Genomic DNA, 16,726 nt, shown 5'->3' on the forward strand with positions numbered 1-16,726 from the left:
CCTACCCTAGCGGAGGAGGTCCAGGAGGATGAAGAGGAACATTCCCAGGCTCACCCCCACGTTGGCCTGGAAGAAGGCCACCTCCACCTTGGAGAGGTCCTCGGGGGATACCAGGCGGTGCTCCCAAAGGAGAAGCCCCCCCACCAGGAAAAGCCCTAGGTAAAAGGCCCACCCCGCCCCGTAGCTCAGCCCGGCCATCAGGAAGGCGAGCCAGGCGAGGAGGTGGGTGGCCCGGGCCACACTGAGGGCCTTGGGGATGCCGAAGCGGGCCGGGATGCTTTTTACCCCGTAGGCCCGGTCAAAGGCGTAGTCCTGGGTGGCGTAGAGGATGTCAAAGCCGGCGATCCAAAGCCCCACCCCCGCCCAGAGCCAGTAGGCGGTGGGGGCGAAGCTCCCCGTGACGGCGATCCACCCCCCAGGGGCGGCGGCCCCGATGGTGAGCCCGAGCACGTAGTGGCAAAGCCAGGTGAAGCGCTTGGTGTAGCTATAGGCGGTGAGGAAGAAGACGGCCACCGGGAGGAGCCTGGCCGTGAGGGGGTTTAGGGCGAGGCCCGCGTAGACCAAGAGGCCAAGGCCGAGGAGGGCGAGGAGAAGGGTCTCCCAGGGCTTCACCAAGCCCTTGGGCAGGTGGCGGTTTTGCGTGCGGGGGTTTAGGGCGTCAATCCGCCAGTCTATGAGGCGGTTTAGGGCCATGGCCATGGTCCTCGCCCCCACCATGGCCAGGGTGACGAGGAGGAAGGTGCGCCCACCCGGCCAACCCCCCGCCGCCAGGAGCATCCCGGCGTAGGCGAAGGGGAGGGCGAAAAGGGTGTGCTCAAAGCGCACGAGCTCCAGGTAGAGCTTGAGGCGGCTCACCCCTTCCTGACCTCCAGGATGCGGTTTTGCCCGTCCACCAGGACCACCGTGGGCTTGAGGGCCCGGGCCTCCTCCTCGTCAAAGATCCCGTAGGCCACAAGGATCACCAGGTCGCCGGGCTTCACCAGGTGGGCGGCGGCCCCGTTGATCTGGACCACCCCCGAGCCCCTGGGGCCTGGCAGGGCGTAGGTGGTGAGGCGGGCCCCGTTGGTGATGTCGTAGATGTCCACCTGCTCGTAGGGCAGGATGCCGGCGGCGTCCAGGAGGTCTTGGTCCACGGTCACCGAGCCCACGTAGTGGAGGTCGGCCTGGGTCACGGTGGCCCGGTGGATTTTGGCGTGGAACATCACCCTCTTCACGGGGTCTAAGTTTATCCCGCCTCGAGGCCCTCGGGAAGCGCCCCTTCCACGAAAAGGGTCTTGGCCTGGGTGTAGAGGACCTGGCCGGGTGGGGCTTTGCGGGGCCGCCAGACGTGCTTCTTGCGGGTGTAGTCCACGGGCACCTGCCGCTCTCCCCGGGCCTTGGAGTGGTAGGCGGCGAGCCTGGCGGCGAAGAGGAGGTCCTCCAGGGGGGGGTTCTTGCCCTCCGCCTTTAGGATCACGTGGCTCCCCGGCACCCCTTGGGCGTGGAACCAGAGGTCCTCGGAGTGGGCCATGCGGGTGAGGAGGTCGTTCTCCTTGGCGTTCCGCCCCACCAGGACGGGAAAGCCTGAAGGGGAGGTGTAGCGGAGGCCAAGCCTCGGGCCCTTTTCCCCCTTGGGCCTTTGGGTGAGGGCGAGGAGTTCCTGTAGGTCTGCGCTGGCGATGCGGGCCATCTCCCCTTCCAGTTCCGCGATGCGGGCTTCCGTCTTGGGGATGAGGTCCAAGGCCCTTTCCGCAAGCTCCTCCAGGCGCCGGGCCCTTTCGTAGAGCTTCTTGGCGTTTTCCTGGGGGGAGAGGGCGGGGTCCAGGGGGATTTCCACGGGGTGGCCGTCAAACCCCTCCAGGACCACCTTTGCCTCCCCCTTGGGCACCTCCTTGAGCCGGGCGAGGAGGAGGTCGGCCTTGCGCCTGTGGGTCTCCGCCTCCTCCAGGCGGGCGAGGGCCTGGTGGTAGTCGGCAAGCCGGGCCCTAAGGGTGCGCACCTCCCGGGCCAGGGCCTCGAGGAGGGGCTTCCTCAGGGCCTCCTTCTCCTCCTCCTGCCACTTCGCCCTGAGCTCCTCGGAAAGCGCCGTGCGCAGGGTGGGGTCCTCCACCAGGCCCTTGAGGGCCCGGTGGAGGCGGGCAAGCTCCCCTTCCCCCAGGACGCTTTCCGGGGTGAGCCCGGTCCGGCGGGCGAGTTCCCGCATGAGCTCAAGCCCCACCCCGTCCACGTGGCGCACCACCTCCTTGAGGGGCTTCCCCAGGAGGACCCTAAGGTCTTCCTCCTTGAGGGTTCTCGGGTCCAGCTTGGCGTAGGGGGGGGGTGGGGTGTAGGGGAGGCCGGGCTTGAGCTCCCGGTAGCGGTTCACCTCCCGGGTGATGACCCGGTCCACCCCCAGGATGGTGCCCTTCTCGTCCAGAAGGAGGAGGTTGGCGTTCCGCCCCGTGGCCTCAAAGACCAGGACGGAGGGCGGGGTGTCCACGAAGCCCTTCTCCCCAGCGAAGCGGAAGAAGACCACCCGGTCCAGCTTCCACTGCTCCGCCGCCACCAAGGGCCCCTTGACCCGGGCGGCGAGCTGCCGCTGGAAGGGGGTCTTGGGCTCCCCCAGGAGGCTCCCCTCCTCCAGGACCAGGCTGGGGTTTGGGGGGCGGTAGTGGAGGACCAGGTTGAAGATCCGCCCCGTCTTCCCCTTGAGGAGCACGGCCAGGGTGCCCTCGTCGGGGAAGGCGAGGCCCAGGTTCAGGGCGGGAAGCTCCGGGAAAAGCCCCCGCAAAAGGGCGTGGATCAGGAGGCCTTCCATCTGCGAAACGCCAGCAAAAAGGCGGTGTGCCCCACCTGCTGGAAGCGGGGATGGGCCACGGGAAGCCTCACCTCCCACTCCCGCCAGCCCACCTCCAAGACCCTCTCCAAGCGCAAGGGAAGCCCCTCTGCCGCCCGCACGGTTTCCAGGACCTGGGTGATGTTGGGGAGGTAGGCCACCAAAAACCGGTCCGGCATCAGGGCCTCCGCTGCCTTGGGGAGGACCTTCCAGGGCTCCATGAGGTCCAGGGCCACCCCGTGGAAGCTTTCCGGTTTTAGCTCCGCCTCCTCCAGGCCCTGGGCGTGGAAGCGCACGTTTTCCACCTGCCAGAAGGCCTTGACGTTTTCCTCCGCCTGCCTTAGGTGGTGGGGGCGCTTCTCGTAGCTTTCCACCAGGCCCTCTTTCCCCACCGCCCGGGCCAGGAAGAGGGTGAGGCCCCCCGAGCCCGTGCCCGCCTCGAGGACCCGCATCCCCGGGGCCAGGTCCAGGAGGGTCACCATGGCGCTGGCGTCCTTGGGGTAGGTGGGGGTGGCGCTCCGCCGCATGTGGAGGACGTACTCCTCCAGGGTGGGCCTGTGGACGGAAAGGGGTTCGCCCAGGTGGGTCGCCACCACCCCCCCGGGCCCTGCCTGCAGGATGGCCTCGTGGGGGACGCTCCCCTTATGGTGATGGAAAACCCCCCCGGGCCGCAGGCGCACCAGGAAGGCGCGGCCCTTGGTGTCTTTGAGGAGGAAAAGCTCGCCTTCCACCCCGCCCACTTTAGCGGGCGAGTTCCAGGTAGTCCAGTACCTGGGTGAGGCTAAAGGGGTTGGGCACCAGGTAGGGTCCGGCCAGGACCGTGGGGGTGCCACGGAAGCCAAGCCGGAGCGCCAAGGCCCGGTCCTCCTCCACGAGGGCCTTGGTCTTTGGGTCTTCCAAGCACCGGCGAAAGGCCTCCAGGTCCAAGCCCAGTTCCCGGGCCAGGGCCAGGTAGTTCCCAAGCCGCCCCGCCATGAGGCGGTCATGGTAGGGCCAAAAGGCCTTTTGCGAGGCAGCGCACTCGCTGGCTAGAGCGGCGGGGAGGGCCTCGGGGTGGATTTCCGTGAGGGGAAAGTGGCGGTAGCTTATCCGAAGCTCCCCCTGCGCCGCCCGGGCCTTGAGGGAGGGTAGCACCTCCCGGGCCAGGCGCTGGCAGTAGGGGCACTGGAAGTCGGAGAAGATCCGCAACATGGGCCCCTTTTCCCCCAGGACGAGGCGGTCTTGGTCCAAGGCGGTGGCCTCCACCCTCCTGGGGGCGAGCCGGGCGCGGAAGGGCTCGGAAAAGGCGAGTTCTAAGAGGAAGGCTCCTTCCAGGTTCAGGGTAAGGGCGCGCCCCTTAAGGCCGGGGGCGTTTTCCTTGTACCAGGTGAGGAAGGCTTCCGAGAAGGGGAGGCCTGTGGCCCGGTCCAGAAGCCGCCCCAGGAAGGCGGCGTTTTCGGGACCTTGGTAGCGCACGGCGAGGAGGCGGTTGTTTCGGGTTTCCACCTCTACCTGGGCGCCCGGGGGAAGGGGGCCCAGGGCTTTTTGAAAACCTTCCGGCGGCTTGGCGATCTGGGCTAGGGCCAGGCCCCCAAGAAGGCCAAGGAGGGCCCCTAGCCTCCTCATACCTTGAAGAAGCCTTCCACCGGCAGAACGAAGACCACCGCCCCTCCCACCTGTACCTCCACGGGCTGGGCCAGGAAGGGGTCGGGAGCCTCGGAAAGGGGAAGGCCCCGGGTCACCAGCCGGGTGCGGGTGCGGCACTTCTCCCGGATGAGCTCCAGGACCTCCTCCACCCGCCCGTCCTCCACCCCGATGAGCAGGGTGGTGTTTCCTTCCCTTAGGAAGCCTCCCGTGGAGGCCAGCTTGGTGGACTGGAGGCCCCGCTCCAAAAGGGCCTTGGTGAGGCCGGGGGCGTCCGTGTCCTGCACGATGGCGATGATGAGCTTCATTGCCGCCTATTGTACACCCGCCTTTAGGCGGGCGTGCCACTCCTGGAGGCTCTTCGCCTCTTGGGCCCTCTCCCGGGCCTTGAGAATGGCCTTGAGGCTCCACCAGGCCCCCTCCAGGGTGGTGATGAAGGGGAGCCCTTTCTCCACCGCGCGCCGGAGCTCGGGGTGGGGAACGGGGCTAATGAGGAGGTCGTACTCCCCTTCGCTCAGGCTAAACCCCGCCTCCTCATAGGCCTTTTTGAGCGCCTCCAGGTGTTCTAGCGCCTCCTTGCGGAGCCCATCGCCGATGAAGCGCACCCTGCCCTCCAGGGGAAGCCGCTGCCCGGCGCCCAGTTCCGCCTTGTAGTAGGCCAGGTAGGGGTCCTCGTCTATCCCCATGCTCTCCCCCGTGGAGCGCATCTCCGGCCCCAGGACGGGGATGACCCCGGGGAACTTGAGCCAGGGGATCACCACCTCCTTCACAGCGTAGTAGGGGGGCACGGGCTCCAGGTCCTTGACCCCAAGCTCCTTCAGGGTCTTCCCCACGGCGATGAGGGCGGCAAGCTTGGCCAGGGGCACGCCGATGGCTTTGGACACGAAGGGCACGGTGCGGCTCGCCCGGGGGTTGGCCTCGAGGACGTACACCTCCTCCCCCAAGACGGCGTACTGGACGTTCAAAAGCCCCTTCACCCCCAAGGCCAGGGCCAGGCGGCGGGTGTAGTCCTTCACCTTGGCCAAGGCCTCGGGGGAGAGGTGCACGGGGGGGAGGACCGTGGCCGAGTCCCCCGAGTGGACCCCGGCCCGCTCCACGTGTTCCATCACCCCGGCGATCATCACCGTCTCCCCGTCGGAAAGGGCGTCCACGTCCAGCTCCAAGGCCCCTTCCAGGTAGCGGTCCAGGAGGATGGAGGGCTTTTCCTCTAGAGGCGCATAGACCTCCTCCAGGTAGCGCGCGAGTTCCCCCTCGTCCCACAGGACCCGCATGGCCCGCCCTCCCAGGACGTAGCTGGGCCGGGCGAGGAGGGGGAAGCCGAGCTCCTTGGCCAGCCTCAAGGCCTCCTCCGGGGTGGCCGCCACCCTTCCCTCGGGCTGGGGGATGCCCAAGGCCTGGCAGAGCTCGTGGAACGCCTCCCGGTCCTCCGCCTTGTGGATGGCGGCGTAGGGGGTGCCGAGGAGCTTGACCCCGTGGGCCTCGAGGCCCTGGGCGAGCTTTAGGGGCGTCTGCCCTCCCAAGGTGGCGATGACCCCCAGGGGCTTCTCGTGCTCCACCAGGTTGAGGATGTCCTCGAGGGTCAGGGGCTCAAAGTAGAGGCGGTCGGCGGTGTCGTAGTCCGTGGAGACCGTCTCCGGGTTGGAGTTCACCATGATGGTCTCGTACCCCGCCTCCCTTAAGGCCCAGACGGCGTGCACCGTGGCGTAGTCAAACTCCACCCCTTGCCCGATGCGGATGGGCCCCGAGCCCAGGATCACCACCTTGGGCTTTTCCGAGGGCCAGACCTCGTCCTCCTCCTCGTAGGTGGAGTAGTGGTAGGGGGTGTAGGCCTCAAACTCGGCGGCGCAGGTGTCCACGGTCTTGTAGACAGGCACCACCCCGAGGGCCTTGCGCGCGGCGCGCACCTCCGCTTCCCCCTTTCCGAGGAGCTCCCCTATGCGCCGGTCGGGGAGGCCTAGGGCCTTGTAGAACCGCCAGTCCTCCCGGTCCTTGGGGGGGTGCTCCTTTAGCCAGGCCTCCGCCTCGGCGATCTCCTTCATCTGGTGGAGGAACCAGGGGTCTATGCGGGTGGCCTCGTGGAGTTCCTCCACGGGCATGCCCCGCCTCAGGAGCTCCAGCACGGCGTAGATGCGGTCCGGGTTGGGGTAGAGCTTCTTCTCCAGGTCCTCCGTGCGCACCCCCGCCAAGGCCCGCACGTCCCGCTCTAGCCCCCGGAGGGCCTTAAGGAGCGCCTCCTTGAAGGTGCGGCCTATGGCCATCACCTCGCCCACGGACTTCATCTGGGTGCCGAGCTCGTCCTTAAAGCCTCCTAGGGTGTTGGGGAGGTCTTGGAACTTCTCAAAGGCGAAGCGGGGGATCTTCACCACCACGTAGTCAATGGTGGGCTCAAAGGAGGCGGGGGTTTTGCGGGTGATGTCGTTGGGAAGCTCGTCCAGGCGGTAGCCCACCGCCAGGAGGGCGGCGATCTTGGCGATGGGGAAGCCCGTGGCCTTGGAGGCGAGGGCCGAGGAGCGGGAAACCCGGGGGTTCATCTCAATGACCACCTGGCGGCCCGTCTTGGGGTCCACGGCGAACTGGATGTTGGACCCGCCCGTGTCCACCCCGATCTCCCGGATCACCGCCTTGGCGGCGTCCCGCATCCTCTGGTACTCGGCGTCGGAGAGGGTCTGGGCCGGGGCCACGGTGATGGAGTCCCCCGTGTGGACCCCCATGGGGTCCAGGTTCTCAATGCTGGTGATGATGACCACGGTGTCGGCGTGGTCCCGCATCACCTCCAGCTCAAACTCCTTCCACCCCAAGACCGATTCCTCCACCAAGGCGGTGTGCACGGGGGAGAGGGCGAGGCCTCGCCCCAGGACCTCCCTAAGCTCCCCTTCGTTCCGGGCGATGCCGCCCCCCGTGCCCCCCAGGGTGAAGGAAGGGCGCACCACCACGGGGTAGCCCACCTCCCGGGCGAAGTGGAGCCCCTCCTCCACGCTCCCCACCATGAGGCCCCGGGGCACCTCGAGGCCGATCTTCCGCATGGCCTTCTGGAACTCCTCCCGATCCTCCCCTTTTTTGATGGCCTCCGCCTTGGCCCCGATGAGCTCCACCCCGTAGCGCTCCAGGACGCCCTCCTCGTGGAGGGCCATGGAAAGGTTGAGGGCGGTCTGGCCCCCCAGGGTGGGGAGGAGGGCGTCGGGGCGCTCCTTGGCGATGACCTTTTCCAGGTACTCCAGGGTCAAAGGCTCCACGTAGGTGCGCTCGGCGAGCTCGGGGTCGGTCATGATGGTGGCGGGGTTGGAGTTCACCAGGATGGCCTCGTAGCCCGCCCCCCTTAGGGCCTTCACCGCCTGGGTGCCGGAATAGTCAAACTCGGCGGCCTGGCCGATGGTGATGGGTCCAGAACCGATGATGAGGATCTTCTTGAGGTCTCTTCTCGGCGGCATCGCGTACCCGGTGGAAGAGCTTACCACAGGCTTGGGTTTCGGCCAAGGGTTGGTGCGAAGTCTATGCACAAGGGGCGGGTCTAAATGCATAGACTTGCGGCCAAGCCCCCGGCGCCCCCGCCCGCTATACTCAAGCCATGCGCAAGGTGCGCCCCGAGGAGCTTCCGGCCCTTCTGGCCCAGGGGGTCAAGGTGGTGGACGTGCGCCCCGCCGACCGGAGGACCACCCCCTTGCCCTTTCCCGCCGAGTGGGTACCTCTAGAAAAAATCCAAAAAGGAGAGCACGGCCTCCCCAAAGTCCCCCTCCTTTTGGTGTGCGAGAAGGGGCTTTTGAGCCAGGTGGCGGCCCTCTACCTGGAGGCGGAAGGGTACGAGGCCATGAGCCTGGAGGGCGGGCTTCAGGCCTTGACGGAGGGCAAGTAGCTCCTTAGAATGGCGGATGCTGAGCGTGGTGAGCGTAGCTCAGCTGGTTAGAGCACCGGACTGTGGATCCGGGGGTCGTGGGTTCAAGTCCCATCGCTCACCCCAAAACCACCACCCCGCAAGGGGTGGTATTTTGAAGGGGGGCCTCGCCCCCATGCGAGGATGGCGGAACCGGTAGACGCGCCGGACTTAGGATCCGGTGGGGCAACCCGTGCGGGTTCAAGTCCCGCTCCTCGCACCAACCGGGCGGGGCCCCTCCCTAGATGCGTGCGAGGTGTGGCGTGGCGGAGATCCTGGAGCGTTCCGGCTATCGGGTAAGGGTTCGGGTGGAGGTCCCGGCGGAGAAGGTGGAGGAGAGCTACCAGGCCCTCCTCAAGGACCTGGCCAAGCGGGTGAGGATCCCGGGTTTCCGCCCGGGAAAGGCCCCTTTGAAGGTGGTGGAGGCCCGTCTGGGCCGCGAGGAGCTCCTCGCCGACCTTAAGGAGCGCCTGGTGGAGGAAACCTACCCCGAGGCGGTGCGGGAGCTGGGCCTGACCCCCGTGGCCGCCCGGGTGGTGGAGGAGGAGCTTAAGGAGGGGGAAGGCTTCCGTTACGTGGCGGAGGTGGAGAACTACCCCGAGGTGAAGCTCCCCGACTGGCGCTCCTTTACCCTCGAGGTGCCCTCGCCTGAGGTCACGGAGGAGATGGTGGAAAAGGCCCTGGAGGAGCTTCGCCACCGCTATGCCGAGCTCGTGCCCGTGGACCGGGAGGCCCAGGAGGGGGACCACGTCTTCGTGCGCACGGAGGAGGGGGCGGAGTTCCCCATTGACCTTTCCAAGGCCCTGCCCCACGTGAAGGAGGCCCTTTTGGGCAAGCGGGCGGGGGATGTGGTCATGGTCCCCGTCCTGAACGAGCAGGGGGAGAAGGTGCGGGAGGTGAGGACCGAGGTCCTGGAGGTGAAGACCCTGGAGCTCCCCGAGCTGGACGAGGAGTTCGCCAAGACCCTGGAGGCGGAGAGCCTGGAGGACCTCAAGGCCAAGGTGCGGGAAAGCCTAAAGCGCCAGGCGGAGGCGGCCTACCAGGAGGCCCGGGAGCGGGCCTTTTTGGAGAAGCTCGCCGAGGGGCTAGAGGCGGATATCCCGCCTTCCATGTTGGAGGCGGAGGAGCGCCACCTCCTAGAGCACCTGGCGGAGGACCTTTACCGGCAGGGGATTGGCCTCGAGGCCTACCTCAAGGCCTTGGAGGAGCGGGGCGAGCTTGCGAAGTTCCAGGAGGACCTGCGGCAGGAGGCCCTCAAGCGGGTGCGCCGTTCCTTGGCCAAGGAGCGGCTTGCCGAGGAGCTCAAGCCCGAGCTCACGGAGGAGGAGTGGCAGGCTTACCTGCAGGCGGTGGCCCGCTCCTACGGCCTTTCTGTCCAAGAACTCAAGCGGCAGTTTGGCGAGCGGGGCCTGGCCCGGCTTAGGGCCGCTTACCTCCAGGACAAGGCGGTGCGCCAGGCCCTGGCGGCCCTGGCCTAACGGGGCATGGTGGCCCAGGGGGGATTTCCCCCTGGGCTTCCCCTTAGAATGGGAAACGGTATGGTCATACCCTACGTCATAGAGCAGACCGCCCGCGGCGAGCGGGTCTACGACATCTATTCCCGCCTCCTCAAGGACCGGATCATCTTCCTGGGCACCCCCATAGATGCCCAGGTGGCCAACACCGTGGTGGCCCAGCTTCTCTTCCTGGATGCGCAAAACCCCAACCAGGAGATCAAGCTCTACATCAACTCCCCTGGGGGGGAGGTGGACGCCGGGCTCGCCATCTACGACACCATGCAGTTCGTCCGGGCCCCGGTTTCCACCATCGTCATCGGGCTTGCGGCCAGCATGGCGGCGGTGATCCTGGCCGCCGGGGAGAAGGGCCGGCGCTACGCCTTGCCCCACTCCAAGGTGATGATCCACCAACCTTGGGGCGGGGTCCGGGGCACGGCCAGCGACATCGCCATCCAGGCCCAGGAAATCCTCAAGGCCAAGAAGCTTCTCAACGAGATCCTGGCCAAGCATACGGGCCAGCCCTTGGAAAAGGTGGAGAAGGACACGGACCGGGACTACTACCTCTCGGCGCAGGAAGCCTTGGCGTACGGCCTCATTGACCAGGTGGTGACCCGTGAGGAAGCCTAGGCCCCACTGCAGCTTCTGCGGCCTGCGCCCGCCCGACACGGGAAGGCTTCTGGAAAGCCCTATAGAGGACGTCTTCATCTGCGAGGACTGCGTGGCGCGGGCCCAAGAGGTCCTCCGCGGGGAAAGCCATCGGCCCAAGGGGCCAAGCCGCCTGCCCAAACCCCAGGAGATCAAGGCCCACCTGGACCAGTACGTGGTGGGCCAGGAGGCGGCGAAAAGGGCCCTAAGCGTGGCGGTTTACAACCACTACAAGCGCCTCCTCCACCCCGAGGCGGAGATCGGCAAGGCCAACATCCTCCTCATCGGCCCCACGGGCACGGGGAAAACCCTCCTGGCGGAAACCCTCGCCCGCTTCCTGGAGGTGCCCTTCGCCATCGCCGACGCCACCACCTTGACCGAGGCGGGGTACGTGGGGGAGGACGTGGAGAACGTCATCCTCCGCCTCCTCCAGAACGCCGACTTTGACGTGGAGCGGGCGGAGATGGGCATCGTCTACATAGACGAGATTGACAAGATCGCCCGCAAGTCGGAAAACCCCTCCCTCACCCGGGACGTCTCCGGGGAAGGGGTGCAGCAGGCCCTCTTGAAGATCATTGAGGGCACCATCGCCAACGTGCCCCCGCAAGGGGGCAGGAAGCACCCCCACCAGGAGTTCATCCCGGTCAACACCAAGAACATCCTCTTCATTCTGGGCGGGGCCTTTGAGGGCCTGGAAAACATCGTCAAGGCCCGGGTGGGCCGCACCGCCATCGGCTTCACGGGGGACAGGGAGAAGCGGGAAGAGCCCCTGGAGGTCATCCCCGAGGACCTGGTGAAGTTTGGCATGATCCCCGAGTTCGTGGGCCGGGCCCCCCTCATCGTCCAGCTCCACCCCCTCACGGAGGAGGACCTGGTGCGCATCCTCACCGAGCCCAAGAACGCCCTGGTACGGCAGTACCAGGAGCTTTTCCGCATGGAAGGGATTGAGCTCCGCTTCACCCCTGCCGCCCTCAAGGAGGTGGCCCGCAGGGCCCTCAAGCGGGGCACGGGGGCCCGGGGCTTACGGGCCATCCTGGAGAAGACCATGGTGGACCTGATGTTTGAGGCCCCGGGGAGCGGGGTGAAGGAGCTCGTCATAGACCTCCCCCACCTGGACAACCCCCTAAAGGCCCTGGAGGAGGCCCGGCTAAAGCAGGCCTCCTAGGCCTATCCGGCGAGCCGGGCCACCAGGGCTTCTTTTAGGGCGAAGAGGCGCTCGGTGAGGGAAACGTGGTAGACGTGGGGGTTCACCAGGCGGCGCACCCCGGGGTCTAGCCGGGACACGTCCTTGTGGCGCCTTTCCCGCAGGACCTCGAGGGGTAGGGGCGGGAAGAGGCGCTTGCCCCGGAAGGCTTCTTCCAGGAGGGGCTCGAGGGTGAACTCCCCGGGCCTTAAGGTGCGGCGCTTGGTGGGGTCGGTGGGGTGGCGGAGGTGGAGGGGGGTGTCCGCCCGCACCTCCTCGTCAAAGGTGGCGAGGAGGTCCGCCGTGGCCAGGCCCCGGTGATCGTAAACCCGGTAGACCTTCTTGTGCCCGGGGTTGAGCACCTTTTCCAAGGAGTCCGAGATCTTGATGGCCGGGGCCCAGGTGCCGTTTTCCCGGATGGCCACCAGCTTGTACACCCCCCCTAGGGCCGGGTACCCCCAGGAGACCACCATCCGCGTCCCCACCCCGTAGACCAGGCGTTTGAGGAGCCTTTCCGGCTCCACCCCGTAGCGGGGGGCCTCCTCCAGGATCTGGCTTTTGATCTGCCAAATCACGAGCTCGTCCAGGTCCCCGGAGAGCACGATGAGGGTGTCGGCAAAGCCCGCCTTGTCCAGCTCCTTGGCCACCTGGATGGCCAAGTAGGCCAGGTCCCCGGAATCAATCCGCACCCCCACGGGCCGGTGCCCCTTGCGCCTTAGCCTTTCAAAGACCTTGAGGGCGTGGGGTAGGCCGGAGTGGAGGGTGTCCACGGTGTCCAGGAGGAGGATGGTGTCGTCGGGGAAGACCTCGGCGAAGGCTTGGAAGGCGTCCTCCTCGGAGTAGCCCAGGGCCAAAAAGGCCTGCACCAGGCTGTGGGCGTGGGTGCCGGAGGAGGGGAGGCCCAGGAGGTGGGAGAGGCTTACGGCGCTGGAGCGGTTGGCGCCGCCGATGAGGCTTGCCCGGGTGGCGCTTTCCCCTCCCTTGCCCGGGGCCCGGCGCAGGCCGAACTCCAGGACGATGGCCTCCTCCCCCGCCGCCTCCCGCACCCGGCTCGCCTTGGTGGCGATGAGGGTCTCGTAGTTGATGCGGTTCAGGAGGGCGGTTTCCAGGAGCTGCGCCTGGAGGAGGGGGCCTTCCACGCTGAGGAGGGGCACCTGGGGGTGGGCCACCCGGCCCTCGGGGAGGGCCCTCACCGTCAGGCCGGAAAAGCCGCCCATCTCCTTTAGGTAGCGGAGGTAGTCCTCCGCGAAGAGGGGCTTGCCCGAGCGGCCCTTGAGGGCCCTGAGGGCCTCCAGCTCCTCGTTCCCGAAGCGGGCGCTTTCCATCCAGGAAAGCAGGGGGTCCAGGCCGGCGAAAACGGTATAGCCCGCCTGGTGGGCCCCGTAGTCCGGGTTTTTGCGATAGAAGGCCTCAAAGAGGGCCTCCTTTTCGTGAAGCCCTAGGCGGAAGTAGACCTGGCCCATGGTGAGCTGGTAGAGGTCAGTGTAGAGGATGCCGAAGGGGTCCATGGGCCTAGCATAGCCCTCCGCTTTTGGCTACACTAGCGGGATATGGTGGAGGTCCACACCTGCAGTCCCGGTTGCCGCCACCACCTGGGGGGGGCGGGGTGGGGGGATGCCCCTTTGGTGCGCCTGGGCTACAACAAGGAGGCCCGGGCCAAGAAGTTCCCCTACCTAAAGGCCCTTCTGGAGCGCCCCCTGGTCTTTGACGGGGCCATGGGCACCGAGCTGCAAAAGAGGGACCTCACCCCCGAGGACTACGGGGGGGAGGCGTACTTCGGCTGCCCCGAGGTGCTCAACCGCACCCGGCCCGAGGTGGTGCAGGAGGTCCACCGGTCCTACCTCGAGGCCGGGGCCGAGGTGATTGAAACCAACACCTTTGGGGCCTTGCGGCACGTGCTGGCGGAGTACGGGCTCGGGGAGGAGGCGGAGGCCCTCGCCTACCTTGGGGCCAAGCTGGCCAGGGAGGTGGCGGAGCCCTACGGGGCCTTCGTGGCGGGGGCCCTGGGCCCAGGGACCAAGCTCATCTCCTTGGGCCAGATCTCCTGGGACGAGCTCTTCGCCGCCTACAAGGAGGCGGTGCGGGGGCTACTCCGGGGCGGGGTAGACCTCATCCTTTTGGAAACCGCCCAGGACATCCTCCAGGTGCGCTGCGCCGTCCTGGCGGCGCGGGAGGCCATGGCCGAGGTAAAGCGGGAGGTGCCCCTGCAGGTCCAGGTGACCTTTGAGGCCACGGGCACCCTCCTGGTGGGCACGGACGAGCAGGCGGCCTTGGCCGCTTTGGAGAGCCTGCCCGTGGACGTGGTGGGCATGAACTGCGCCACGGGCCCCGACCTCATGGACAGCAAGGTGCGCTACTTCGCCCAGAACAGCACCCGCTTCGTGGCCTGCCTGCCCAACGCCGGCCTGCCGCGGAACGAAGGGGGGAAGGTGGTCTACGACCTCACCCCCGAGGAGCTCGCCCGGTGGCACCGCAAGTTCGTCCTGGAGTACGGGGTGAACGCCGTGGGGGGGTGTTGCGGCACGGGGCCCGAGCACATCCGCAAGGTGGCGGAGGCGGTCCAGGGGGTTCCCGTCAGGGAGAGGCCCAAGGCCTTCCCGCCCCAGGTGGCCTCCCTCTACCAGGCGGTGCCCCTCCGGCAGGAGACGAGCCTTTTCCTGGTGGGGGAGCGCTTGAACGCCACGGGGAGCAAGCGCTTCCGGGAGATGCTTTTCGCCAAGGACCTCGAGGGCATCCTGGCCCTGGCCCGGGAGCAGGTGGCGGAGGGGGCCCACGCCCTGGACCTCTCCGTGGCCTGGACGGGGCGGGACGAGCTTGCCGACCTCAACTGGCTTCTCCCAGGCCTCGCCACCGCCGTCACCGTGCCTATTATGGTGGACTCCACCTCCCCCGAGGCCATGGAGCTCGCCCTCAAGTACCTGCCGGGCCGGGTCCTCCTGAACTCCGCCAACCTGGAGGACGGCCTGGAGCGGTTTGACCGGGTGGCCTCCTTGGCCAAGGCCCACGGGGCGGCCCTGGTGGTCCTGGCCATTGACGAGAAGGGCATGGCCAAGACCCGGGAGGAGAAGGTCCGGGTGGCCTTGCGCATGTACGAGCGGCTCACGGAGCACCACGGCTTCCGCCCGGAGGACCTCCTCTTTGACCTCCTCACCTTCCCCATCACCCAAGGGGACGAGGAGAGCCGCCCCCTGGCCAAGGAGACCCTTTTGGCCATGGAGGAGCTAAGGGAGCGGCTTCCCGGGGTGGGGTTCATCCTGGGGGTTTCCAACGTGTCCTTCGGCCTAAAGCCCAGGGCCAGGCGGGTCCTCAACTCCGTCTTCCTGGACGAGGCCAGGAAGCGGGGCCTCACCGCCGCCATCGTGGATGCGGGGAAGATCCTCCCCATCGCCCAGATCCCCGAGGAGGCCTACGCCTTGGCCCTGGACCTCATCCACGACCGAAGGAGGGAAGGGTACGACCCCCTCATGGCCTTCATGGCCTACTTTGAGGCCCACCAGGAGGACTTGGCCCAAAAGGAGGACCTTTTCCAGGCCCTGCCCCTCTTGGAAAGGCTCAAGCGGCGGGTGGTGGAGGGGAGGAAGGTGGGCCTCGAGGCCGACTTGGACGAGGCCCTAAGGCAAGGGCATAAGCCCTTGGACCTCATCAACGGCCCCCTCCTTGCGGGCATGAAGGAGGTGGGGGAGCTCTTTGGGGCGGGAAGGATGCAGCTTCCCTTCGTCCTCCAGGCCGCCGAGGTGATGAAAAGGGCCGTGGCCCACCTGGAGCCCCACATGGAAAAGCGGGGTGCGGGCAAGGGCCGGATGGTCCTGGCCACGGTGAAGGGGGACGTGCACGATATCGGCAAGAACCTGGTGGACATCATCCTCACCAACAACGGCTACCAGGTGGTGAACCTGGGCATCAAGGTGCCCATTGAGGAGATCCTAAGGGCGGTGGAGGAGCACAAGCCCCACGCCGTGGGCATGTCGGGCCTCTTGGTGAAGAGCACCCAGGTGATGAAGGAAAACCTGGAGTACATGCGGGATAGGGGGTATACCCTCCCCGTCATCCTGGGCGGGGCGGCCCTTACCCGGAGCTTCGTGGAGGAGGAGCTTCGGGCCATCTACCCCAACGTCTACTACGCGGAGGATGCCTTTGAGGGCCTGAAGCTCATGGAGGAGCTCACGGGCCACGCTCCTCCCGAGCTCACCCGGAAGGCTCCGGCCCGCCCCAAGCGGGAGGCGCCCAAAGTGGAGGCCCGCCCCAAGCCCGTGGGCGAGCCCCCCGCCATCCCCCGCCCCCCCTTCTTCGGGGTGCGGGTGGAGGAGAACCTGGACCTGGCCACCATCGCCCACTACGTGAACAAGCTCGCCCTTTACCGGGGGCAGTGGGGGTATAGCCGAAAGGGCATGAGCCGGGAGGAGTGGCGGGCCTTGGTGGAGCGGGAGGCGGAGCCCGTGTTCCGCCGCCTCCTCAAGGAGGCGCGGGAGGAAGGGTGGCTTCGGCCCAGGGTGCTCTATGGCTTCTTCCCCGTGGCCCGGGAGGGGGAGGAGCTTTGGGTCTATTCCCCGGAAACGGGGGAGGTTTTGGAGCGCTTCCGCTTTCCCCGGCAACGGGGCGGGGGCCTGAGCCTCGTGGACTACTTCCGCCCCCGCTACGCCCCGCCCCTAGGAGACGAGGAGGCGTGGCTTCCCGCCTTCAGCGAAGGGGCCCGGGATGTGCTTGGGGTGCAGCTCGTCACCATGGGGGAGGAGCCTGGCAAGAAGGCGCGGGCCCTCTTTGAAGGGGGGGCGTACCAGGACTACCTCTTCGTCCACGGCTTCGCCGTGGAGATGACGGAGGCCTTGGCGGAGTACTGGCACAAGCGCATGCGGCAGATGTGGGGCATCGCCGGCCAGGACGCCACGGAGATCCAGAAGCTCTTCCAGCAGGGCTACCAGGGGGCCCGCTACTCCTTCGGCTACCCCGCCTGTCCCGACCTCTCGGACCAGGCCAAGCTGGACCGGCTTATGGGCTTTGCCCGCATCGGCGTGCGGCTCACGGAAAACTTCCAACTGGATCCCGAGCACGCCACCAGCGCCCTGGTGGTCCACCACCCCGAGGCCCGCTATTTCAGCGTGGACTGAAAAGGCCCCGGG

Annotated in this window: 13 protein-coding genes and 2 tRNA genes; 7 read left to right on the forward strand and 8 right to left on the reverse strand. The window is 67.3% G+C overall.

What is annotated here, in order from left to right; genetic code table 11:
- Positions 1-6: 6 nt before the first annotated feature.
- From mqnP to carB, 7 genes are read right to left on the reverse strand one after another with little or no spacing between them, the layout of a single operon-like run.
- The gene (gene mqnP / locus LXN00_RS00940) at positions 7-855 is read right to left on the reverse strand and encodes a menaquinone biosynthesis prenyltransferase MqnP (protein WP_234503353.1); all 849 of its coding nucleotides are present in this window, start codon (positions 853-855) and stop codon (positions 7-9) included.
- Positions 852-1,202 (reverse strand): aspartate 1-decarboxylase, encoded by a 351-nt coding sequence (gene panD, locus LXN00_RS00945; RefSeq protein ID WP_234504118.1) that lies wholly within the window; start codon positions 1,200-1,202, stop codon positions 852-854. Before panD ends, mqnP begins: the two co-directional genes overlap by 4 nt.
- A 23-nt stretch (positions 1,203-1,225) precedes the next feature.
- Entirely contained in the window at positions 1,226-2,776 is a 1,551-nt protein-coding gene (locus LXN00_RS00950; protein ID WP_234503356.1) for an Rqc2 family fibronectin-binding protein, read from the reverse strand.
- A complete protein-coding gene (locus tag LXN00_RS00955) occupies positions 2,761-3,525 on the reverse strand; it encodes a tRNA (adenine-N1)-methyltransferase (RefSeq protein WP_234503360.1) in 765 nt (254 codons plus the stop codon). Before LXN00_RS00955 ends, LXN00_RS00950 begins: the two co-directional genes overlap by 16 nt.
- 10 nt (positions 3,526-3,535) lie before the next feature.
- Positions 3,536-4,399 carry a DsbA family protein gene (locus LXN00_RS00960; RefSeq protein ID WP_234503364.1) on the reverse strand — a complete coding sequence of 288 codons (864 nt, stop codon included), beginning with the start codon at positions 4,397-4,399 and terminating at the stop codon, positions 3,536-3,538.
- Positions 4,396-4,725 (reverse strand): cyclic-di-AMP receptor, encoded by a 330-nt coding sequence (locus LXN00_RS00965; RefSeq protein ID WP_234503367.1) that lies wholly within the window; start codon positions 4,723-4,725, stop codon positions 4,396-4,398. Before LXN00_RS00965 ends, LXN00_RS00960 begins: the two co-directional genes overlap by 4 nt.
- A gap of 6 nt (positions 4,726-4,731) precedes the next feature.
- Entirely contained in the window at positions 4,732-7,845 is a 3,114-nt protein-coding gene (carB, locus tag LXN00_RS00970) for a carbamoyl-phosphate synthase large subunit (protein ID WP_234503372.1), read from the reverse strand.
- A 137-nt stretch (positions 7,846-7,982) separates the two neighbouring features.
- On the opposite strand from carB, the gene LXN00_RS00975 reads away from it, so the two are divergent.
- From LXN00_RS00975 to clpX, 6 genes are all read left to right on the forward strand, one after another.
- The gene (locus tag LXN00_RS00975; RefSeq protein WP_234503375.1) at positions 7,983-8,267 is read left to right on the forward strand and encodes a rhodanese-like domain-containing protein; all 285 of its coding nucleotides are present in this window, start codon (positions 7,983-7,985) and stop codon (positions 8,265-8,267) included.
- 28 nt (positions 8,268-8,295) lie between these two features.
- A tRNA-His gene (locus tag LXN00_RS00980) sits at positions 8,296-8,372 on the forward strand.
- 51 nt (positions 8,373-8,423) lie between these two features.
- Positions 8,424-8,508 (forward strand) — tRNA-Leu (locus tag LXN00_RS00985).
- A gap of 40 nt (positions 8,509-8,548) precedes the next feature.
- Positions 8,549-9,763: a trigger factor gene (gene tig, locus LXN00_RS00990; protein WP_234504122.1), complete on the forward strand. Its 1,215-nt coding sequence runs from the start codon at positions 8,549-8,551 to the stop codon at positions 9,761-9,763.
- A 60-nt stretch (positions 9,764-9,823) separates the two neighbouring features.
- The gene (gene clpP / locus LXN00_RS00995; protein ID WP_234503377.1) at positions 9,824-10,408 is read left to right on the forward strand and encodes an ATP-dependent Clp endopeptidase proteolytic subunit ClpP; all 585 of its coding nucleotides are present in this window, start codon (positions 9,824-9,826) and stop codon (positions 10,406-10,408) included.
- Entirely contained in the window at positions 10,395-11,591 is a 1,197-nt protein-coding gene (gene clpX, locus LXN00_RS01000) for an ATP-dependent Clp protease ATP-binding subunit ClpX (protein ID WP_234503381.1), read from the forward strand. The genes clpP and clpX overlap by 14 nt, the downstream gene beginning before the upstream one ends.
- Before the next feature lie 2 nt (positions 11,592-11,593).
- Here clpX and LXN00_RS01005 read toward each other — a convergent pair whose 3' ends face one another.
- On the reverse strand, positions 11,594-13,117 hold the full coding sequence (locus tag LXN00_RS01005) for a nicotinate phosphoribosyltransferase (protein WP_234503383.1): 1,524 nt from the start codon (positions 13,115-13,117) through the stop codon (positions 11,594-11,596).
- 42 nt (positions 13,118-13,159) lie between these two features.
- Here LXN00_RS01005 and metH point away from each other — a divergent pair, with 42 nt between their 5' ends.
- Positions 13,160-16,714 carry a methionine synthase gene (gene metH / locus LXN00_RS01010; RefSeq protein WP_234503385.1) on the forward strand — a complete coding sequence of 1,185 codons (3,555 nt, stop codon included), beginning with the start codon at positions 13,160-13,162 and terminating at the stop codon, positions 16,712-16,714.
- The last annotated feature ends 12 nt before the right edge of the window (positions 16,715-16,726 follow it).

This window comes from Thermus brockianus (assembly GCF_021462505.1).
GTDB classification, from domain to species: Bacteria; Deinococcota; Deinococci; order Deinococcales; family Thermaceae; genus Thermus; species Thermus hydrothermalis.